The sequence below is a fragment of the Oceanibaculum indicum P24 genome, from assembly GCF_000299935.1.
In the GTDB taxonomy this organism is placed as follows: Bacteria; Pseudomonadota; Alphaproteobacteria; order Oceanibaculales; family Oceanibaculaceae; genus Oceanibaculum; species Oceanibaculum indicum.
Genome location: NZ_AMRL01000006.1, coordinates 127,738 through 145,426 on the forward strand (window position 1 = coordinate 127,738; position 17,689 = coordinate 145,426).

Consider the following 17,689-nt stretch of genomic DNA (forward strand, 5'->3'; position numbering starts at 1 on the left):
GGGCCGGAGAAATACTCTCCGGCCCTTTCGAATTGGTGGAGCCAAGCGGGATCGAACCGCTGACCTCTACAATGCCATTGTAGCGCTCTCCCAGCTGAGCTATGGCCCCTCAAGGTGAGCCGGCGGCTGGGGCCGTCCGGCGCAGGCGGAAGTGTTTAAGCCCTTCGTGGCGACAACGCAAGCCTGTGTTTGCGATTTTTTTCGCCCCTCGCAGGCTTGCCCTGCCGGCAGGGGTGGCCCCCCGCCAGAAGACCTGCTCAGCGGTCCCGCGACTCCTCGTCTTCGTCGTCGTCGCTCTCCTCATCGGACTCGTCGAGGCTGTCATCCTCGTCCTCGTCCACGAGCAGCGCTTCGTCCTCATCCTCATCGTCAAGGTCGAGGTCGATATCCTCGTCCTCATCCTCGTCGTCGCTGGCCACCCGCTTCGGGCCGGTCACCACGACATCGTCGAGGGTGTCGTCGGCATCCTCTTCCTCGGCCAGGACGTCGTCATCATCCACATCCTCGACATCCTCGATGTCCTCGATGTCTTCCAGCGCGTCCGTATCCTCGTCCTTCACCGGGCGTGCCTTCGCCTTGGCCTTCGCCGGCACCGGCTTGGCGTCGGCGACGGTGCGGACCTTGCGGCTCTTCAGCGCGGTCTCGAAATCGAAGGTCGTGCCGCACTTCGGGCACACGATCGGATCGCGCTTCAGGTCGTAGAATTTCGCGCCGCAACTATGACAGGTGCGCTTAACGCCCCATTCGGGTTTGACCACGTGCCCCTCCGGTATCGTGAGCAGAAAATTCGGGTGCGACTTGCCACGGCGGGCAAGCCAAGTCAAAGCGAAATTGATGCGGCAGACGCGCGCGTCGTGCAAGTGCAAGATCGTCCATGGCAGGCAGGCAGGCTTGCGGGGTTGGGCGCGCGGGCGGGAATATGCTAGAGACACGCAAAATGTGAGCGCACCCGGCGCGCCGCCCTTTCCAGGAGGTTTCCCTTGCATCCGCTTGCGCATCCGCTCGTTTCCCGCCGTGCCGAAGCGCTTCGCGGCGCCGTTACCGCCCCCGGCGACAAGTCGATCTCGCACCGCGCGCTGATGTTCGGCGGGCTTGCCATCGGCGAGACGGCGATCCACGGCCTGCTGGAAGGCGAGGATGTGCTGAATACGGCGAAGGCGATGCGCGCCTATGGCGCTGCCGTGCGGCGCGATGAGGATGGCGTATGGCGCGTCTCCGGCGTTGGCGTCGGTGGTCTCGCCGAGCCGGAGGACATGCTCGACCTTGGCAATTCCGGAACCGGCGCGCGGCTGCTGATGGGGCTGGCGGCCGGGCACCCGATCACCAGCTTCTTCACCGGCGATGCGTCGCTGCGCCGCCGCCCGATGGCGCGTGTGATGAAGCCGCTGGGCGATATGGGCGCCCGTTTCGTCTCCCGCGAGGGCGGGCGGCTGCCGCTGGCGGTCACCGGCGCGCGCCACCCGCTGCCCCTCGACTACACGCTGCCGGTCGCCTCGGCGCAGGTGAAGTCGGCGATCCTGCTGGCAGGGCTGACCGCGCCGGGCGAGACCATCGTGGTGGAGCCGGAGCCGACCCGCGACCATTCAGAGCGCATGCTGCGCCATTTCGGGGCGACCGTGCGGGTCGAGGACCGCGCGGACGGCACCCGCGCGGTGACGCTGACCGGCCAGCCGGAACTGGCGGCGGCGACCGTCCGTGTGCCGGGCGATCCCTCCTCGGCGGCCTTTCCGGCGGTGGCGGCGTTGCTGGTGCCGGGGTCCGAGGTGCGGATAGCCAATGTCGGCGCGAATCCGCTGCGTTTCGGCCTGTTCGAGACGCTGCTGGAGATGGGGGCCGACATCGCGCTGGAGAACCGGCGCGAGGAAGCCGGCGAGCCGGTGGTCGATCTGCTGGTGCGGGCCGGCGGGCTGAAGGGTGTTGTCGTGCCGCCGCGCCGCGCGCCCAGCATGATCGACGAATATCCGATCCTGGCGATGGCGGCAGCCTGCGCCGAGGGCCCGACGGTGATGGAAGGGCTGGCGGAACTGCGCGTGAAGGAAAGCGACCGGCTGGGCGCGGTTGCGCGCGGCCTGGCTGCCTGCGGTGTCGAGGTTGAGGAAGGGCCGGACCGGCTGGTGGTGCATGGCAAGGGCCGGCCGCCGCTGGGCGGGGCGATGATCGCGGCCAATCTGGACCACCGTATCGCCATGGCCTTCGCCGTGCTGGGCATGGTCAGCGAGAAGCCGGTATCGATCGACGATGGCGAGCCGATCGCCACCAGCTTTCCCGGTTTCGTGCCGATGATGAACAGGCTGGGTGCCGATATCGCGGAAGAGCCGGCATGATCATCGCGGTCGATGGGCCCGCAGCGTCGGGCAAGGGCACCATCGCGCGGCGCATCGCGCGGGAACTGGATTTCGCCTATCTCGATACCGGGCTGCTCTATCGCGGCGTCGGCGTGATGGTGCTGGACCGTGGCGGAAATCCGGAAGATCCGGAGGCCGCGACGCGGGCGGCGGAATCCTTTGACCCGGCATTGATGGCGGACCCGCGCCTGCGCGGCGACGAGGCGGCGGTAGCGGCCTCCAAAGTGGCGGCAATTCCCGGCGTGCGCGCCGCCATGCTGGAGTTCCAGCGCAGCTTCGGGCGCACCCCGCCGGACGGCAGGAAGGGCGCGGTGCTGGATGGGCGCGACATCGGCACGGCGATCTTTCCCGATGCCGATGTGAAGCTGTTCATCACCGCCGCTGTCGAGGTGCGTGCCGAACGCCGGCATAAGGAGTTGCTTGAGCGCGGGAGTCCTTCTATATATGCGCGCGTTCTGCAGGACATGCAGGAGCGGGACCAGCGCGACCGTTCGCGGTCGACAGCCCCGATGGCGATTGCACCTGATGCGGTTGTCATCGACACCTCGGCGCTCGACGTCGAGGCGGCCTTCCAGGCGGCGATGGACCCGATCCGGAAAAAGCAAGACCGGCAGAACCCCGTCCGTTGACCGCCGGCCTGGCCGCCGGCGTAAGACACGGACACCCGTCCTGGGCCTCCGAGAGCGAGGCAGGGCGGTTGCCCGCCGGCACCATCCAGCGGCCCCGGAAATCCCAAACGCATCCGGGGGCGCCGCACGGCAGGGCACATGGAAGGAGACTATCTACATGGCCACACAGACCGCAACGGACACCTCGTCCGCCAAGGAAAGCTTTGCCGCACTGCTTGAGGAGTCGCTCGGCTCCGGTGACGGTCTCGAAGGGACCGTTGTCAAAGGCAGGGTGGTTTCCATCGAGGGCGACTTCGCCCTCATCGACGTCGGCCTGAAGTCCGAAGGCCGCGTCCAGCTGAAGGAATTCGCCACCCCCGGCCAGAAGCCCGAAATCCAGCCGGGTGACACGGTCGAGGTCTATCTCGAGCGGATGGAAGACAAGAACGGCGAGGCGATGCTGAGCCGCGAGAAGGCCCGCCGGGAGGAATCCTGGGTCCTGCTCGAAAAGTCCTTCGAGGACAATCAGAAGGTCACCGGCGTGATCTTCGGCCGCGTGAAGGGTGGCTTCACGGTTGACCTGTCGGGGGCTGTGGCCTTCCTGCCGGGCAGCCAGGTGGACATCCGCCCGGTGCGGGACATCGGCCCGCTGATGGGCACTCCGCAGCCCTTCCAGATCCTGAAGATGGACCGCCGCCGCGGTAACATCGTCGTGTCGCGCCGCGCCGTGCTCGAGGAGAGCCGTGCGGAGGCCCGTTCGGAACTGGTCGCCTCGCTGAAGGAAGGCCAGGTGCTGAACGGTGTCGTGAAGAACATCACCGATTACGGCGCCTTCGTCGATCTGGGCGGCGTCGATGGCCTGCTGCACGTCACCGACATCGCGTGGCGTCGCATCAACCATCCGTCCGAGGCGCTGCAGATCGGCCAGACCGTCAAGGTCCAGGTCATCCGCTTCAACCCGGACACCCAGCGCATCAGCCTCGGCATGAAGCAGCTGGAAGCCGATCCGTGGGAAGGCGTGGACGCCAAGTACCCGGTCTCGGCCCGCTTCAGCGGCCGTGTCACCAACATCACCGACTACGGCGCCTTCGTGGAGCTAGAGCCGGGGATCGAAGGTCTGGTGCACGTCTCCGAGATGAGCTGGACCAAGAAGAACGTCCATCCGGGCAAGATCGTCTCCACCTCGCAGGAAGTGGATGTGGTCGTGCTGGACGTCGATCCGGTCAAGCGCCGCATCTCGCTGGGCCTGAAGCAGACCCTGGCGAACCCGTGGGAAGAGTTTGCGGCCAAGTTCCCGCCGCAGACCGAAGTCGAGGGCGAGGTCAAGAACATCACCGAATTCGGTGTGTTCATCGGCCTGCCGGGCGACATCGACGGCATGGTGCACTTCTCGGACCTGGACTGGCAGCGCCCTGGCGAAGAAGCCGTCAAGGACTACAAGAAGGGCGACATCGTGAAGGCCAAGGTGCTGGAAGTCGATGTCGAGAAGGAGCGTATCTCGCTGGGCATCAAGCAGCTCACCGAGGACAGCTTCGCCAAGGCGACCTCCGCCGCCCCGGCTGCCGGCGGCGTGCGCAAGGGTTCCGTGGTGACCGCGACCGTGACCAAGGTCGAGGACAACGGCATCGAGGTCGAGGTGAATGGGGCCATCGGCTTCATCCGCCGTGCCGACCTGTCGCGTGACCGTTCCGAGCAGCGCCCGGACCGTTTCGCCATCGGCGAGAAGGTCGATGCCAAGATCACCAACGTCGACGCCAAGACCCGGCGCATGACGCTGTCGATCAAGGCCCGCGAGATCGACGAGGACAAGCAGGTGATGGCGGAATTCGGCTCGTCCGATTCCGGCGCCAGCCTGGGCGACATCCTCGGCCCGGCACTCGCGCGCGGCGGCGAGGCGGAAGACAAGAAGTAAGCCTTCCCCTCGGCTGCAACCGATCAGGAACGCCCGGGCCTTCGCGCCCGGGCGTTTCCGTTTGTGGATATATTTGAAAAATCCTTTGATCCGAACGGTTTACTTGACGTGCCCTGGTGAATCTGCCACCGTGCATTAAGGAAAACGGCGGAAATGCGCCTAAAATACCGATGATGACGGTGCCAAAGGCGCTGCTATCGCGGGGGCAAGACGGCAAAACGGCTAACAGGGGACGCTGCGATGACCAAGTCGGAACTGATCGCGCGGTTAGCGGAACAGAACCCGCATCTCTATCAGCGGGATGTCGAGCGTATCGTCTCGACCATCTTCGACGAGATCACCGCCGCCCTGGCGCGCGGCGACCGGGTCGAGCTTCGGGGGTTCGGGGCTTTTTCCGTGAAGAAGCGCGATGCCCGCGTCGGGCGCAACCCGCGCACCGGCGACGCGGTGAAGGTGGATGCCAAGCACATCCCCTTCTTCAAGACCGGCAAGCAGCTGCGCGAGCGCCTGAACGCAGACTGACCAACGCCGATTAACAGTAGGCCGGGTTCAGGCCTTGGGCTTGCGGGCGTAGTAGCGCAGCAGCTTTTCCTTGTGATTGGGCGGCATCATCAGCCAGCGCGCCGCCAGCCCCTTATCGTCGATCCGTGTCACCAGCACGATGCCGTTCAGGCGCAGCATGCCATCGGGCGCCTGGATGTCCCGGATCACGGCCTCTACTTTCGCCTTCTGGTTCACGATCAGCCCGCCGCGATAGGGGTGGATCAGCAACCCGTCCGGCGACCAGTCATGCAGCGGATAGTCGCGGCCGTCGATGCGGACATAGGCATCGCCCTTCGGCCGCAGCCTGACATGGCGTCGGCGGTCACGGCTATGGGTCGCGGTATAGAGGAGGTTCTTCAGCGACATTGGCGGCATTTCGTTAGAGGCGATATGCCGCGATCCTGCGCCCATAAGGTGAAGGATCGGTTAATAAGCATAAAATCCAATCTATTTTCATGTGCTGATTTACCGCATGGCTGGGTGGCAAAGGCGCATTCCGTGAAGGGTTGTTGGCGCGGGGGCGCTGTGCTACGGGAACGCCATGCTGAAGAAGATTAAAGAGCTTTTCGCGCCGAAGGCGGAGGGCGCGAAGGATAGTCCCGTGCGGGATCGCCTGCATATGGCCGCGGCGGCGCTTCTGGTTGAAGCGGCGACGACCGATGCGGAATATGGTGCCGAGGAGCGCGAGACGATCGAGCGGCTGTGCCGCGAGCGGTTTTCGCTGAGCGCGGGCGACGCGGCCGCACTGGTGCGGGAGGCCGAAACGGAGATCGAGAGCAATCACGAACTCTATGGCTTTACCCGCGCGGTGCGGGAGACGATGCCGCCGGAAGAACGGGTGGCCATCGTCGAGATGCTGTGGGAGGTCGTCTATGCGGATGGCCACCTGCACGAATACGAGGCGAACCTGCTGCGGCGCATCTGCGGCCTGATTTATGTGACCGATCAGGACAGCGGTGCCGCGCGCAAGCGGGTGATGGAGAAGCTGGGGCTTTAGGGGCCTGCCGGGCCTGCCATTCCTGGCCGGTTCGAGACTTATCGTGACGTTGGTAGGTGGAGCGGACGATGACCTACGTGGTGACCGAGGCGTGCATCAAGTGCAAGTACATGGATTGCGTGGAAGTGTGTCCGGTGGACTGCTTCTACGAAGGCGAGACCATGCTGGTCATCCATCCGGACGAGTGCATCGACTGCGGCGTGTGCGAGCCGGAATGCCCGCCTGAGGCCATCATCCCGGACACCGAGGGCGAGGCCGATCGCTGGGCCGAACTGAACCGAGACTATGCCGAGAAATGGCCGAACATCACCCGCAAGGGCGAACCGCCGGCCGATGCGGAGGATTATCGCGGCATGCCGGGCAAGTTTGAGAAATTCTTTTCCGACAAGCCAGGCAAGGGCTGAGCCGGCGCTTCGGCCCGAATCTATTTGATTCCGCTTGGATTCTTTGCTGCGCGCCGGTTCGGCGCGGGCTTTGTCGTGCATGATGCCCTGCTGATGCATGGGCGGAATGCGTGAGGAAGCTACCCTTATAAACCAAATTATGTTACGTTTTGTTGGTGGTGAGGGGTGTTTCGCCTGTCACGCTGCCGATTTCCCATCTTCGGCCCCTAAGGGCTGCGCGGATAGCGCCATTTCCGGATGGCGACAGGGCGGCGTCTTCTGTTTTCGGCGAACGGCTAAGAAAGGTCAGTTGGCTAAAATGTCAAAAAAGATCGAGTTCTCCACCGGCGAATTCGTGGTGTATCCGTCGCATGGCGTCGGCCAGATCGTCGGTCGCGAGACCCAGACGATCGCCGGTCACGAATTGCAGGTTTTCGTCATCGATTTCGAGAAGGACCGCATGACCCTGCGTGTGCCTGTCGCGAAGGCCGGTACGTCGGGCCTGCGGCCGCTCAGCAGCAAGAAGCAGATGCAGACCGCGCTGGCCAAGCTGAAGGGCCGCAGCCGCGCACGCCGCACCATGTGGAGCCGCCGCGCCCAGGAATATGAGGCCAAGATCAATTCCGGCGACCCGGCTTCCATCGCCGAAGTGGTGCGCGATCTGCACCGCAACGCCTCGCAGCCGGACCAGTCCTACAGCGAGCGGCAGATGTACCAGGCCGCCCTCGACCGGCTGGCCCGTGAGTTTGCGGCGATCGAGAGCATCGATCCGGAAGCGGCGGCCCAGCGTCTCGAAGAGATGATGAGCGCGGCCTGATCGTAACAGATTGTAAAAAAAGAGAGGTGCCCGGCGGAGTTAATCGCCGCGGCGCCTCTTTTCTTTTTACCGGTTCTGCGTCACCGTCTGCGGCGACGGAACAAAGTAGCTGCCAGGACGATTCCAAGAGAGCATGAGCGATCGCGACAAGTTTGCCGTACTCCGCGGAGGCGGACGGGTCTGGGCCATAGGCGCCATCCATGGCGATGCCGAACGGCTGTCGCGCCTGCATGATGCGCTGGCGGCCCGGCTGGAGCCATCCGACTGCCTCGTCTATCTGGGCAACTTCATGGGGCGCGGCACGCAGATCGTCGAAACCATCGATGAATTGCTGCGTTTCCGCATCGCCTTCCTCGCCCGTCCTTACAGCTTTGTCGAGGACATCGCCTTCCTGCGCGGCAATCAGGAGGAGATGTGGGACAAGCTGCTACAGCTTCAGTTCGCGCCGAACCCGCCTGAAGTGCTGGCATGGATGCTGCGCCAGGGGCTGCAGGGCACCATGACGGCCTATGGCAGTACGGCCGAGGAGGCGCTGGGCATCGCCCGCCAGGGCGCAGTGGCGATCTCACGCTGGACCGGGCAGCTGAGGTCCGCGATGCAATCCCGGCCGGGGCACATGCAGCTCCTCAACGGCCTGAAGCGCGCGGCCTATACCGACGATGGCGGCCTTTTGTTCGTGAATGCCGGTATCGATCCCGAACGACCGCTGACCGCGCAGAGCGACAGCTTCTGGTGGGGCGGCGGCAGTTTCGGGCGGATATCGGCCCCCTATGGCGGCTTCGCCAAGGTGATTCGGGGCTTCGATCCCTCGCATGGCGGCGTCGCTGACACACCCTATACGGCCACCATCGATGCCGGCTGCGGCTATGAGGGCGGACTGGTTGCGGCCTGCTTCGCCCCCGATGGCAGCGTGCTGGACTGGATCGAAAGCTGATCCGATCACTGGCCTGTGATCCATCCCTTTTGTCATTGCGTACTAAGCTATGACAACACGCCAGGAATGGTGGCACCCGATATCCCTCGGGCTCAAGCTGCCCCGGCATCGTCAAGGGATGCTCAGCAATGGCCTATATCGACGACCCGGATACTCAGCGCGCAAACCTGACCTTCATCCGTGCCTCGATGAAGGAACCGCTGCTCAGCCGCGAACATGAACATGATCTCGTCTGCCGCTGGCGTCTCGATAATGACGAAGCCGCGCTGCACGAGCTGATCCGTTCCTACACCCGCCTGGTCATCGGCACCGCCTCCAAATTCCGCAATTACGGCTTGCCGATGGGCGATCTCGTCCAGGAAGGCAATGTCGGCCTGATGCAGGCCGCAGCGCGTTTCGATCCGGAACGCGAGGTCCGCTTCTCGACCTATGCGATCTGGTGGATTCGTTCTGCCATCCAGGACTATATCCTGCGCAACTGGTCGATCGTGCGTACCGGCACCACCGCCGCCCAGAAATCGCTGTTCTTCAACCTGCGCCGGCTGCGCGCGCGCATCAACGATATCGGCGCCACCAGCATGACGCAGGAAGCACGGGAGAAGGTCGCGCGCGAGCTGCAGGTCAGCCTGCGCGAAGTCGAATCGATGGAGATGCGGCTGGGTTCTGCCGACCAGTCGCTGAACGCCACCATCGGTGAGGCTGGCGAGGATAGCTGGCAGGATTTCTTGCCCGACGAACGGCCGAGCCCGGAGCTGACCGTCACCGGCCTGCGCGATGCCGCCAGCCGCTCGCGCTGGCTGGCCGAGGCGCTGTCCGACCTGTCGCCACGCGAACGGGTCATCATCGAGCGCCGCCGCCTCGTTGAAGAGGGGGCTACGCTGGAGGAGCTGGGCCGCGAACTCGGCGTCTCCAAGGAGCGTATCCGCCAGCTGGAAAGCCGCGCGATGAACAAGCTGCGCGTCTCGATGATGCGCAACGTCTCCCAGTACGACGAGCTGTTCGTCGAAGAGTAATTTCCCGGATTTTTCTCCCTCAGTTTTCCTCCCGAGTCTCCCTCAAGGGCGCTGTCATGGCGCCCTTCTTTTTTGCTAAGTCCCGGCCCGAAACATTAGTCGGACGGGCCGCCTATCCTTCCTCCGGTTCCGATGAGGAGGGGAAGCGACCATGACTGTTACCTGCTGCATCCGCTATGTGATCGACCCGTTCCAGCGCGATGCCTTTGCCGCCTATGCGCGCAACTGGCTGCGCATCATCCCCGCCTGCGGGGGCGATCTGCTGGGATATTTCCTGCCGCATGAGGGCACGAATTACGAGGCTCTGGCGCTGATCTCCTTCGCCAGCCTGGCCGATTACGAAACCTACCGTGCCCGGCTGAAGAGCGACCCTGACGGTGCGGCCAATTTCCGGATGGCGCAGGAAAAGCGCTTCATCCTGAAGGAGGAGCGCACCTTCCTGACGCCGGTTGGGCCATGATCGCCGTCATCTTCGAGGTTGAGCCGGTTGCCGGCGGGCGGCAGGCCTATCTCGACATCGCCGCCGATTTGCGGCCGCTGCTGGATGGCATCGACGGGTTCCTGTCCATCGAGCGGTTCGAGAGTCTCGCCCAGCCCGGCAAGATCCTGTCACTGTCCTTCTGGCGCGACGAGGAGGCCATCGCCGAATGGCGGCGGCTGGAACGGCACCGTACGGCACAGGCGACGGGGCGGTCCGGCCTGTTTGCGGATTACCGGCTGCGCGTCGCCCATGTCGTGCGGGATTACGGGCTTACCCGCCGCGCCGAGACGCCGCCCGACCTGAAGGCGGCGCATGGGGGATAGGATTTACTCGGTGACGATCTTCACCAGCGTGCCGGCGGGCGGCACCTGTCCGGCCTGCAGGCCGTTCAGCGTGGCAAAGCGCTCGGCCGCCAGCGGGCCGGGCGGCATTTTTGCCGCAAGGCTGGCCGCGGTATCGCCGGAACGGACCGTGTAAAGCTTCAGCCTTTCGGGCTTCACTGCTGCCGCCTCTGACGCGCTCAGCCGGCGGAAGCTGTAGGTCGTCTCGCGCAAGGCCCGGGAGAGCTGGTCCGTCACCTGGGCGGGCGTGATGAAGGCGAAGCGGTAGAAGCTGCCGTTGCCGCCCGAAATGGCGACCAGCCGCACATCGACGGGCCCCGCATTGCTGTTGGCGCGCGCGGCACCCGTGGCGGCGGGCAGGCTGTTCACCTCGATGGCCTCGATATTGGACAGGCGCAGATTGCCGCCCCAGGCCTGCAGATAGGTGCGCGGCGCCGGGTTGCCCTGGGCCTTGCCCATGTCGAAGCTGATCACCGAATTGTTCGGCCCGGCGGCCTGCACCTTGGTCTGGCCGTTCACCAGGGTGAAGTTCTCCGGCACGGTGAAGCGGAAGCGCAGTTCCGGATGGATGAAGTCCCGGCCGCGCACGACGCCCTGATCCGGGTTGTCGCCATAGAGCATACCATCCAGCTTCCGCAGATATTCGTTGCGGGCGATGCGCGGGTTGGCGACCGCGCCGACATTGGCGGCCTCCCGCGCGGCCTGCACACGGTCCAGCGTGCGCGGATGTGTGGCCATGATGTTGGTCTGATCGACGGTGTCAGGCGATCTGCCGGCAAGCTGCGCCTGCAGCCGGGAATGCCGGTCCAGCTTGGTGAGGAAGCTGGCCATTGCGTCCGGCGCATAGCCGGCGCGGGTCAGATAGCGCACGCCTAGCGTATCGGCCTCGAACTCCTGGCCGCGCGAATAGCTTTGCAGATAGGCCTGCGCGCCATAGCCGGCGGCGTTCGCCAGCTCGTTCGACTTGGTCAGCACGCCCAGCAGGGCAACGCCCAGATTGGCGACGACATTCTGGCTGTAGCGTTCGGCGGAATGGCGCGCGGTCACATGGCCGATCTCATGCGCCATGACGCCGGCAAGTTCCGCCTCGTTCTCCGCCAGCGCCATCAGGCCGCGCGTCACATAGACATAGCCGCCGGGCAGGGCGAAGGCGTTGACGATGGGCGAATCCAGCACGGTGAAGGTGAAATTCAGGTCCGGCATTTCCGACTGGGCGGCCAGTCGCTGCCCCAGCCCGGTGACATAGCTGTTGATGCTGGCATTGTCGTAGGAACCGCCGAACTGCTGGGTGATCCTGGGATGCTGCTCCGCCCCGACCTGGCGCTCCTGCTGCGGCGACATCAGGGCGGCGAACTGCTCCTCACCCGTTGCCGGGTTGGTGGTGCAGGCCGGCAGCAGGGCAGCCGCGCCCAGCAGGCCAAGGGCGGCCAGCAGACGGGACGGACTGGATGCGGTTCTGGCTTGGTGTCGTTGCGGCATCATTTTTCCAGTACCTCGATCTGTTCCGGATGGGTCGCCTCTATCATCGGGCCATTCCATTCCTTCAGCCAGCCCCGGACGCGGACGGTGCGGCCCTGCAGCGTCAGCGGGTCGACATTCACTTCCTCGAACAGGCGGCTGGCATGCCGTTCGATGACGATGGTGAAATCAGAACGGTAATCCGCGGCGAAATTAAGGTAGAGGCGCGCGCCCTTGCGCTCGGACTTCAGGACCCGCCCTTCGACCAGCTGGAAACTGTCGAGATGCGCACCGGCCTCGCGATGGTCGAGAATGCGGTAATAGGGGTGCGCCCAGATGCCCCGGCGCGCCGCCCGGGCCTCGGCTTCCAGCGCCAGCATGTCGGCCACCGCTGCACGGTTATCGGGGAAGGAATAGACCCGTGCCATGCCCCGGCGCAGCATCTCGCCCTGCACCCACAGCTCGTCGCCGGTGCGGAACAGATGTGCCAGCAGCCGCTGGTGCCGGTCCTGCCGCGCGCCGCCATAGGCTAGCACAAGCTCCCGGCCGAGCGCGATCTCGGCCAGTGCCTGCTTCGCCTCCTCGGCCAGTGGCCAGGCCCGGAAGTTGCGCCGACCGAGCGGCAGTTTCGGCGCCTGCAGTCCGACCAGCCGTACCTCTTGCCCATCCTCCAGCACCAGCGTGTCGCCATCGACGATTTCGATGGCGAGCGCCGTCCGGTCGCGCACCAGCTCTGCCGGCTGGGCAGCGGCGGCCGGCAGGGTCAGGAAGGCGGCGAGCAGCAGAAGGCGCAGGCGGAACAGCATGGCTACTACTTAGCAGGGAAGCGGCAAGTCGCAACGCCCAGTTCAACGGCCCAGTGCAACAGGATTGACGCGGGCGCCGCCGCGCCGTTCCATAATTCCCCGGAAAATCCCGCTGCCCGGCATAGAGGAGAAGCCGCCATGCCGACCGACGCCGCCCTGCCGCTCTATCCCGAGATCGAGCCCTATGAGACCGGCATGCTGCCGGTGGGCAGCGGCCATACGCTCTATTGGGAACAATCGGGCAATCCGGAGGGCGTGCCGGTGGTCTTCCTGCATGGCGGGCCGGGGTCGGGTGCCTCCCCGACGCATCGCCGGTTCTTCGATTCCGAAGCCTACCGGATCGTCGTGTTCGACCAGCGCGGGGCGGGCCGCTCCACGCCGCTCGGCAGCCTGACGGACAACACGACCGCGCATCTGATCGCCGATCTGGAGGCACTGCGCCGGCATCTCGGCATTGCCCGCTGGCTGGTGTTCGGTGGCTCCTGGGGATCGACCCTGGCACTGGCCTATGGTGTTGCCCATCCGGCCTCCTGCCTGGGCTTCGTGCTGCGCGGCATCTTCCTGGGGCGGCGCGCGGAGATCGACTGGTTCCTGAATGGCATCCGGACTGTCTTCCCGGAGAACTGGCGCAAATTCGCCGAGTTCCTGCCGGCGGAGGAGCGCGGCAATCTGCTGGCGGGATATTACCGGCGGCTGGTCGATCCCGACCCTGCGGTCCATATGCCGGCGGCCAGGAGCTGGAGCACCTATGAGGGCAGCTGCTCCACCCTGCAGCCCAACCCGTCGCTGGTCGGCAGCTTCGCAGAGGAGCGCCACGCGCTCGGCATGGCGCGGATCGAGGCGCATTATTTCCGCCATGACTGCTTCATCGATGGCGAGGTGCTGCTGCGCCGGGTGGAACTGATCCGGCAGCTTCCGGCGGTCATCGTGCAGGGCCGCTATGACATGGTCTGCCCGGTCGTCACCGCCGATGCGCTGGCCCAGGCCTGGCCGGAAGCCGACTACCGCATCGTCCCCGATGCCGGCCATTCGGCGATGGAGCCGGGCATCGCCGCAGCGCTGGTGGAGGCGACGCGCGGCATGCAGGAAAAGCTTCCGGTGAAAGATGAATAACCTATATGCGTCCGATTTTGCTGTCTTGTCATTGCCGGGCTTGACCCGGCAATCCAGGGGCCACGTTCTGAGATGTTTCAGGCAGAGCACCGCCCCTGGATGCCCGGATCAAGTCCGGGCATGACATAAAAGGAAGACGGGTTGCAAAGCCGCTGAAAGAGGGTTCTCTGCATAGCCCGCGCTTGCACACCGACGCTCAACCCGTATGATCGGCGCGGGGTCTGTTCCAAGGAGGGGATATCGTGAGCAGCAAGAACGGGTTGCGGTCTCTGGTGCTGGCTGCTGCGGGGTTCGCCGCGCTGGCTTTTTCCGGTCAGGCGAAGGCGGAGGAGCCGGCCTTTCTGGCGCTGTCCGGCGGCGCCTACGATGTGAATGACAGCTTCACCGCCGGCGAGTTCCGCGCCGAATACCGTTTCGCGGAAAAGCACAAGTTGTGGGTGTTCACGCCCTTCATCGGCGTCATGGGCACGACCGATTCCGCCGTCTATGGCTATGCCGGCATCGGCATGGATATCTTCTTCGGCCGGCGGCTCGTGCTGACGCCGAACTTCGCGGTCGGTGCCTATCATGATGGCGACGGCAAGGATCTGGGTCATACGGTCGAGTTCCGCTCCGGCCTGGAACTGGCCTATCGCTTCGACAATCGCTCGCGCCTCGGCATCGCCGTGCACCACATCTCCAACGCCAGCCTGGGTGACAGCAATCCCGGGACGGAATCGGTGGTGCTGACCTACGCCATCCCGATGGATTCGCTGATCGGCCAGTAGCTGATCGGACAGTAAAGGCCGTTTCAGAGCGCCCAGCGCTGCCGCCAGGCCTGCAGCATCAGCACCGCCCACAGCTTCGTGCCGTGGTCGCGTGTGCCCTCCTGATGCTCACGCCAGGCGGCGCGGATTGGCGTAGCTTCCAGCAGCCCGTCCGCCGATAGCGCTTCGGCGTCCAGCAGGCTTTCCGCCCAGTCGCGCAGGGGGCCGCGCAGCCACCCGTCCAGCGGCACGGAGAATCCCGCCTTCGGCCGCTCGAACAGGTCGCGCGGGACATGCCGTTCCAGTATCTGTCGCAGCGGCCATTTGCTGCGCCCCTCGCGGTGCAGCAGGGATTTCGGCAGCCGCCAGGCGAGTTCCGCCACCCGGTGGTCGAGCAGCGGCACGCGCACTTCCAGCCCGCAGCCCATGCTGGCGCGGTCCACCTTGGCCAGCACATCGTCCGGCAGGTAGGTCAGCGCATCCATCAGCCGGGCGCGGTGGAAGGGATCGGTTATGCTCGATGCGCTGCCCAGATCCTCCGCCGCCGTGCTACGCCGCACCGACCCTGGCACCAGCCCTTCCGCCGCCGGCCAGTGGGTGACGAGGCGGCGATACATCGCATCCGGCCCGTCCAGCGGCAGGACCGAGGCCAGCTTGCCGACCTTGTCTCCCAGCATCGGCGGGCGGTAGCGATCCGGCAGACTCTCCGCAAGCTTCGCCCAGTTCCCGGCGGACGGCATCTTCAGCAGGGCCGAGGCGATCTTGCGCATCGGGCGCGGGACGGCGGAGACCCGGTCCCAAACCGCTTCGCCGATGCGGTGCCGGTGGTAGCCGCCGAACAGCTCGTCGCCGCCATCGCCGCTGAGCGCCACCGTCACCTGCTGGCGGGCAAGGCGGGAGACCAGCAGCGTCGGAATCTGCGAGGCGTCGGCGAACGGCTCGTCATACAGCTCTGGCAGCTCCGGCACGGTGTTCCGGGCATCGCTTTCCGTCAGGTAGAGCTGCGTATGGTCGGTGCCGAGATGGCGGGCGATGGCGCCGGCCAGCGGTGCCTCGTCCAGATCGCTGTCCTGAAAGCCGATGGTGAAGCTGCGCACCGGCCGGTCGCTGGCCTGCTGCATCAGCGCCGTTACCGTCGCCGAATCGATGCCGCCCGACAGCAGCACACCCAGCGGCACATCGGCCACCATGCGCCGGCTCACCGCGTCGCACAGCAGCGGCTCCAGCAGCGCCAGCGCGGCATCAGCGTCGTCGGGCAGCGGATTGGCGATGCCTGCCGCAGCCACATCGCGCAGATCCCAGTAGCGGGTGATCTGTGGCTCGCCGTCCGTACCGATCTCCAGCAGGCAGCCGGGCGGCAGTTTTTCGATGCGCCGGTAGATGGTGTACGGGGCGGGCACATAGGCGTGGCGCAGATAGGATGCGACACTGTCGCGGTCGATCTCACGGGTCCAGTGCGGGCAGGCGGCCAGCGCCTTCAGCTCGGAGCCGAACAGCACCAACCCGTCACTCTTGCCCCAATAGAGCGGCTTTATGCCCATCCGGTCGCGACCGAGGGTGAGGCGGCGCTCCCTGCGATCCCAGACCGCGAAGGCAAACATGCCGATCAGCCGCTCCACAGTGGCGGCAATACCCCAGCGGGCGAAGCCTTCGAGCATCACCTCCGCATCGCAGTCGCCCCTGAAGGCCACGCCCTCGGCTTTCAGCTCCCGGCGCAGTTCGGGGTAGTTATAGACTTCGCCATTATAGGTCAGCACCAGACGCCCGTCGGCGCTCTCCATCGGCTCGTGCCCGGCGGGCGACAGGTCGATGATGGCGAGCCGCCGGTGGCCGAGCGCGATGCCGGCGGCTTCGTCCTGCCACAGCCCTTCATCATCCGGCCCGCGCCGGGACAGGGCTGCCGTCATCGCCGCGATGCTGCCGGCGCGCTGCTCCGGCGACAGCTCCCTGTCGAGGTCGAGCAGCCCGGTAATGCCGCACATCAGGCGGTCTCCCGCAGGATACGTTCGTAGAGATCGACCGTCTCGCGGCCGATGGCGGCCTCCCCGAACAGCGTCTCGGCGCGCTGCCGGGCGGCGGCACCCAGGCGCTGGCGCCGCGTGGCATCGCCGGCCAGCTCCAGCAGAGCGTCGGCCATCGCGGCGGGGTCGTTCGCGGGTACCAGCAGGCCGGCCTCACCCTGTGGTCCCACCACATCGCGGCAGCCCGGCACATCGGTGGCGATCAGCGGCCGGGCACAGGCAGCCGCTTCCAGCAGGCTCTTCGGCACGCCCTCGCCGCCGCGCGAGGCCAGCAGCCCGATATGGGCGCGCTGCCAGACCGTCCGCACATCGGTGACCGGCCCCAGCCACTCGATGCCGGGCTCGCTGGCCCAGCGGCGCAGCGTCGCTTCGTCGAAGGAGGCAGGATTGGCCGGGTCCGGCCCGCCGGCCAGCAGCAGGCGTATATCGTGGCCGCCGCGCTGTAGCCGGCGCACTGCCTCGACCGCCGTATCGATGCCCTTGATGCGCAGCATGCGAGAGACAAGCGCCACGGTGACCGGCCCGGCCGGTTCCGGCAGCGCCTCGAAATGGCTGAGATCGATGCCCGACCCGCGAATCAGGACGGCACGCCGCGAAGAGGTCAGGCGCAGCTTCAGCGCCAGCGCGCGGTCATCCTCGTTCTGCAGCAGCGTCCAGGCGTTCGGGCGGTTGGTCAGCGGCGGCAACAGGGCGCGCACGCCGCCACGCACCAGTCTGGCCTTCGGGGTCTGCGAGGCACCCAGATAGCCGAAGCCGGTGATCGCATTCACGCTGGCGCGCACGCCGGCCAGCCGGGCGGCCAGCGCGCCGGGGGCGATGGATTTCAGTGCCACATGATGCACGATATCGGGCCGTTCCCGCCGGTAGAGTTTCGTCAGCACACGCACGGTCGCCAGCTGGTGCGCAATGCCGCCCTCGCGGCTCCAGGGCAGCGGGATCAGCCGGAAACCCTCCGCCTCGATCCTCGGGCCGTGCGCGTTCACACGGGTCGCCACCAGCACCTCGAAGCCGGCATCGCGCGCGGCGCGCGCCTGCGGCAGGCGGTGCGACCAGAAATACCAGTCCTCGGTGACGAGAAACAAAAGCCGGCGGGTCAAGGGGACCGTCCTTCCATATCCATCGCCGTGCTTACGGGATGGGCGTGCCGCTTGTAAAGCGCGGCGTCTGCTTG

The 17,689-nt window shown here is 65.9% G+C and carries 19 protein-coding genes and 1 tRNA gene; 13 read left to right on the plus strand and 7 right to left on the minus strand.

Going from position 1 to position 17,689, the window contains the following annotated elements; all coding sequences use genetic code 11:
* Positions 1–33: 33 nt before the first annotated feature.
* A tRNA-Ala gene (locus P24_RS07130) sits at positions 34–109 on the minus strand.
* A gap of 148 nt (positions 110–257) precedes the next feature.
* A complete protein-coding gene (locus P24_RS07135) occupies positions 258–758 on the minus strand; it encodes an FYDLN acid domain-containing protein (RefSeq protein WP_051013098.1) in 501 nt (166 codons plus the stop codon).
* A 222-nt stretch (positions 759–980) separates the two neighbouring features.
* On the opposite strand from P24_RS07135, the gene aroA reads away from it, so the two are divergent.
* The 4 genes from aroA (at position 981) to ihfB (ending at position 5,387) form a co-directional block, all read left to right on the plus strand.
* Positions 981–2,324 (plus strand): 3-phosphoshikimate 1-carboxyvinyltransferase, encoded by a 1,344-nt coding sequence (gene aroA, locus P24_RS07140; RefSeq protein ID WP_008944027.1) that lies wholly within the window; start codon positions 981–983, stop codon positions 2,322–2,324.
* Positions 2,321–2,974, plus strand: a complete 654-nt coding sequence (cmk, locus tag P24_RS07145; protein ID WP_008944028.1) for a (d)CMP kinase — start codon at positions 2,321–2,323, stop codon at positions 2,972–2,974. Before aroA ends, cmk begins: the two co-directional genes overlap by 4 nt.
* A 157-nt stretch (positions 2,975–3,131) precedes the next feature.
* The gene (gene rpsA, locus P24_RS07150; protein WP_008944029.1) at positions 3,132–4,865 is read left to right on the plus strand and encodes a 30S ribosomal protein S1; all 1,734 of its coding nucleotides are present in this window, start codon (positions 3,132–3,134) and stop codon (positions 4,863–4,865) included.
* Between the two features lie 240 nt (positions 4,866–5,105).
* Complete coding sequence (gene ihfB, locus P24_RS07155) at positions 5,106–5,387, plus strand: integration host factor subunit beta (protein ID WP_008944030.1); 282 nt, start codon at positions 5,106–5,108, stop codon at positions 5,385–5,387.
* Between the two features lie 27 nt (positions 5,388–5,414).
* On the opposite strand, the gene P24_RS07160 is transcribed toward ihfB, so the two are convergent.
* Entirely contained in the window at positions 5,415–5,774 is a 360-nt protein-coding gene (locus P24_RS07160; RefSeq protein ID WP_008944031.1) for a hypothetical protein, read from the minus strand.
* Between the two features lie 175 nt (positions 5,775–5,949).
* Between P24_RS07160 and P24_RS07165 the strand changes: the two genes are divergently transcribed.
* From P24_RS07165 to P24_RS07195, 7 genes are all read left to right on the plus strand, one after another.
* Positions 5,950–6,405: a tellurite resistance TerB family protein gene (locus tag P24_RS07165; protein ID WP_008944032.1), complete on the plus strand. Its 456-nt coding sequence runs from the start codon at positions 5,950–5,952 to the stop codon at positions 6,403–6,405.
* A gap of 68 nt (positions 6,406–6,473) precedes the next feature.
* The gene (gene fdxA / locus P24_RS07170) at positions 6,474–6,809 is read left to right on the plus strand and encodes a ferredoxin FdxA (protein ID WP_008944033.1); all 336 of its coding nucleotides are present in this window, start codon (positions 6,474–6,476) and stop codon (positions 6,807–6,809) included.
* Between the two features lie 298 nt (positions 6,810–7,107).
* On the plus strand, positions 7,108–7,605 hold the full coding sequence (locus P24_RS07175) for a CarD family transcriptional regulator (protein WP_008944034.1): 498 nt from the start codon (positions 7,108–7,110) through the stop codon (positions 7,603–7,605).
* A gap of 133 nt (positions 7,606–7,738) precedes the next feature.
* Entirely contained in the window at positions 7,739–8,539 is an 801-nt protein-coding gene (locus P24_RS07180) for a metallophosphoesterase family protein (RefSeq protein WP_008944035.1), read from the plus strand.
* 128 nt (positions 8,540–8,667) lie between these two features.
* Positions 8,668–9,552, plus strand: a complete 885-nt coding sequence (locus tag P24_RS07185) for an RNA polymerase factor sigma-32 (protein ID WP_008944036.1) — start codon at positions 8,668–8,670, stop codon at positions 9,550–9,552.
* Between the two features lie 151 nt (positions 9,553–9,703).
* Positions 9,704–10,012: an NIPSNAP family protein gene (locus P24_RS07190; RefSeq protein ID WP_008944037.1), complete on the plus strand. Its 309-nt coding sequence runs from the start codon at positions 9,704–9,706 to the stop codon at positions 10,010–10,012.
* The gene (locus P24_RS07195; RefSeq protein WP_008944038.1) at positions 10,009–10,356 is read left to right on the plus strand and encodes an antibiotic biosynthesis monooxygenase family protein; all 348 of its coding nucleotides are present in this window, start codon (positions 10,009–10,011) and stop codon (positions 10,354–10,356) included. Before P24_RS07190 ends, P24_RS07195 begins: the two co-directional genes overlap by 4 nt.
* Before the next feature lie 3 nt (positions 10,357–10,359).
* Here the strand turns inward: P24_RS07195 and P24_RS07200 are convergent, their stop codons facing one another.
* Entirely contained in the window at positions 10,360–11,856 is a 1,497-nt protein-coding gene (locus tag P24_RS07200) for a M48 family metalloprotease (protein ID WP_008944039.1), read from the minus strand.
* A complete protein-coding gene (locus tag P24_RS07205) occupies positions 11,853–12,638 on the minus strand; it encodes a thermonuclease family protein (RefSeq protein ID WP_008944040.1) in 786 nt (261 codons plus the stop codon). Before P24_RS07205 ends, P24_RS07200 begins: the two co-directional genes overlap by 4 nt.
* A 138-nt stretch (positions 12,639–12,776) precedes the next feature.
* On the opposite strand from P24_RS07205, the gene pip reads away from it, so the two are divergent.
* Positions 12,777–13,751 (plus strand): prolyl aminopeptidase, encoded by a 975-nt coding sequence (gene pip / locus P24_RS07210; protein ID WP_008944041.1) that lies wholly within the window; start codon positions 12,777–12,779, stop codon positions 13,749–13,751.
* Positions 13,752–13,993: 242 nt separating this feature from the next.
* Positions 13,994–14,518, plus strand: coding sequence for an acyloxyacyl hydrolase (locus P24_RS07215; protein ID WP_008944042.1), 525 nt, complete (start codon positions 13,994–13,996; stop codon positions 14,516–14,518).
* A gap of 23 nt (positions 14,519–14,541) precedes the next feature.
* Here the strand turns inward: P24_RS07215 and asnB are convergent, their stop codons facing one another.
* Together asnB and P24_RS07225 are read right to left on the minus strand one after the other, a co-directional pair.
* Entirely contained in the window at positions 14,542–16,479 is a 1,938-nt protein-coding gene (gene asnB / locus P24_RS07220; RefSeq protein WP_008944043.1) for an asparagine synthase (glutamine-hydrolyzing), read from the minus strand.
* Entirely contained in the window at positions 16,479–17,615 is a 1,137-nt protein-coding gene (locus tag P24_RS07225) for a glycosyltransferase family 4 protein (RefSeq protein WP_008944044.1), read from the minus strand. The genes asnB and P24_RS07225 overlap by 1 nt, the downstream gene beginning before the upstream one ends.
* Positions 17,616–17,689: the final 74 nt, after the last annotated feature.

What these genes read in the sequence shown, in the direction of transcription:
- cmk (WP_008944028.1), top strand. Translation starts at nt 2,321, where the DNA reads ATGATCATCGCGGTCGATGGGCCCGCAGCGTCGGGCAAGGGCACCATC.
- rpsA (WP_008944029.1), top strand. Translation starts at nt 3,132, where the DNA reads ATGGCCACACAGACCGCAACGGACACCTCGTCCGCCAAGGAAAGCTTT.
- ihfB (WP_008944030.1), top strand. Translation starts at nt 5,106, where the DNA reads ATGACCAAGTCGGAACTGATCGCGCGGTTAGCGGAACAGAACCCGCAT.
- P24_RS07160 (WP_008944031.1), bottom strand. Translation starts at nt 5,774, where the DNA reads ATGTCGCTGAAGAACCTCCTCTATACCGCGACCCATAGCCGTGACCGC.
- P24_RS07165 (WP_008944032.1), top strand. Translation starts at nt 5,950, where the DNA reads ATGCTGAAGAAGATTAAAGAGCTTTTCGCGCCGAAGGCGGAGGGCGCG.
- fdxA (WP_008944033.1), top strand. Translation starts at nt 6,474, where the DNA reads ATGACCTACGTGGTGACCGAGGCGTGCATCAAGTGCAAGTACATGGAT.
- P24_RS07175 (WP_008944034.1), top strand. Translation starts at nt 7,108, where the DNA reads ATGTCAAAAAAGATCGAGTTCTCCACCGGCGAATTCGTGGTGTATCCG.
- P24_RS07180 (WP_008944035.1), top strand. Translation starts at nt 7,739, where the DNA reads ATGAGCGATCGCGACAAGTTTGCCGTACTCCGCGGAGGCGGACGGGTC.
- P24_RS07185 (WP_008944036.1), top strand. Translation starts at nt 8,668, where the DNA reads ATGGCCTATATCGACGACCCGGATACTCAGCGCGCAAACCTGACCTTC.
- P24_RS07190 (WP_008944037.1), top strand. Translation starts at nt 9,704, where the DNA reads ATGACTGTTACCTGCTGCATCCGCTATGTGATCGACCCGTTCCAGCGC.
- P24_RS07195 (WP_008944038.1), top strand. Translation starts at nt 10,009, where the DNA reads ATGATCGCCGTCATCTTCGAGGTTGAGCCGGTTGCCGGCGGGCGGCAG.
- P24_RS07200 (WP_008944039.1), bottom strand. Translation starts at nt 11,856, where the DNA reads ATGATGCCGCAACGACACCAAGCCAGAACCGCATCCAGTCCGTCCCGT.
- P24_RS07205 (WP_008944040.1), bottom strand. Translation starts at nt 12,638, where the DNA reads ATGCTGTTCCGCCTGCGCCTTCTGCTGCTCGCCGCCTTCCTGACCCTG.
- pip (WP_008944041.1), top strand. Translation starts at nt 12,777, where the DNA reads ATGCCGACCGACGCCGCCCTGCCGCTCTATCCCGAGATCGAGCCCTAT.
- asnB (WP_008944043.1), bottom strand. Translation starts at nt 16,479, where the DNA reads ATGTGCGGCATTACCGGGCTGCTCGACCTCGACAGGGAGCTGTCGCCG.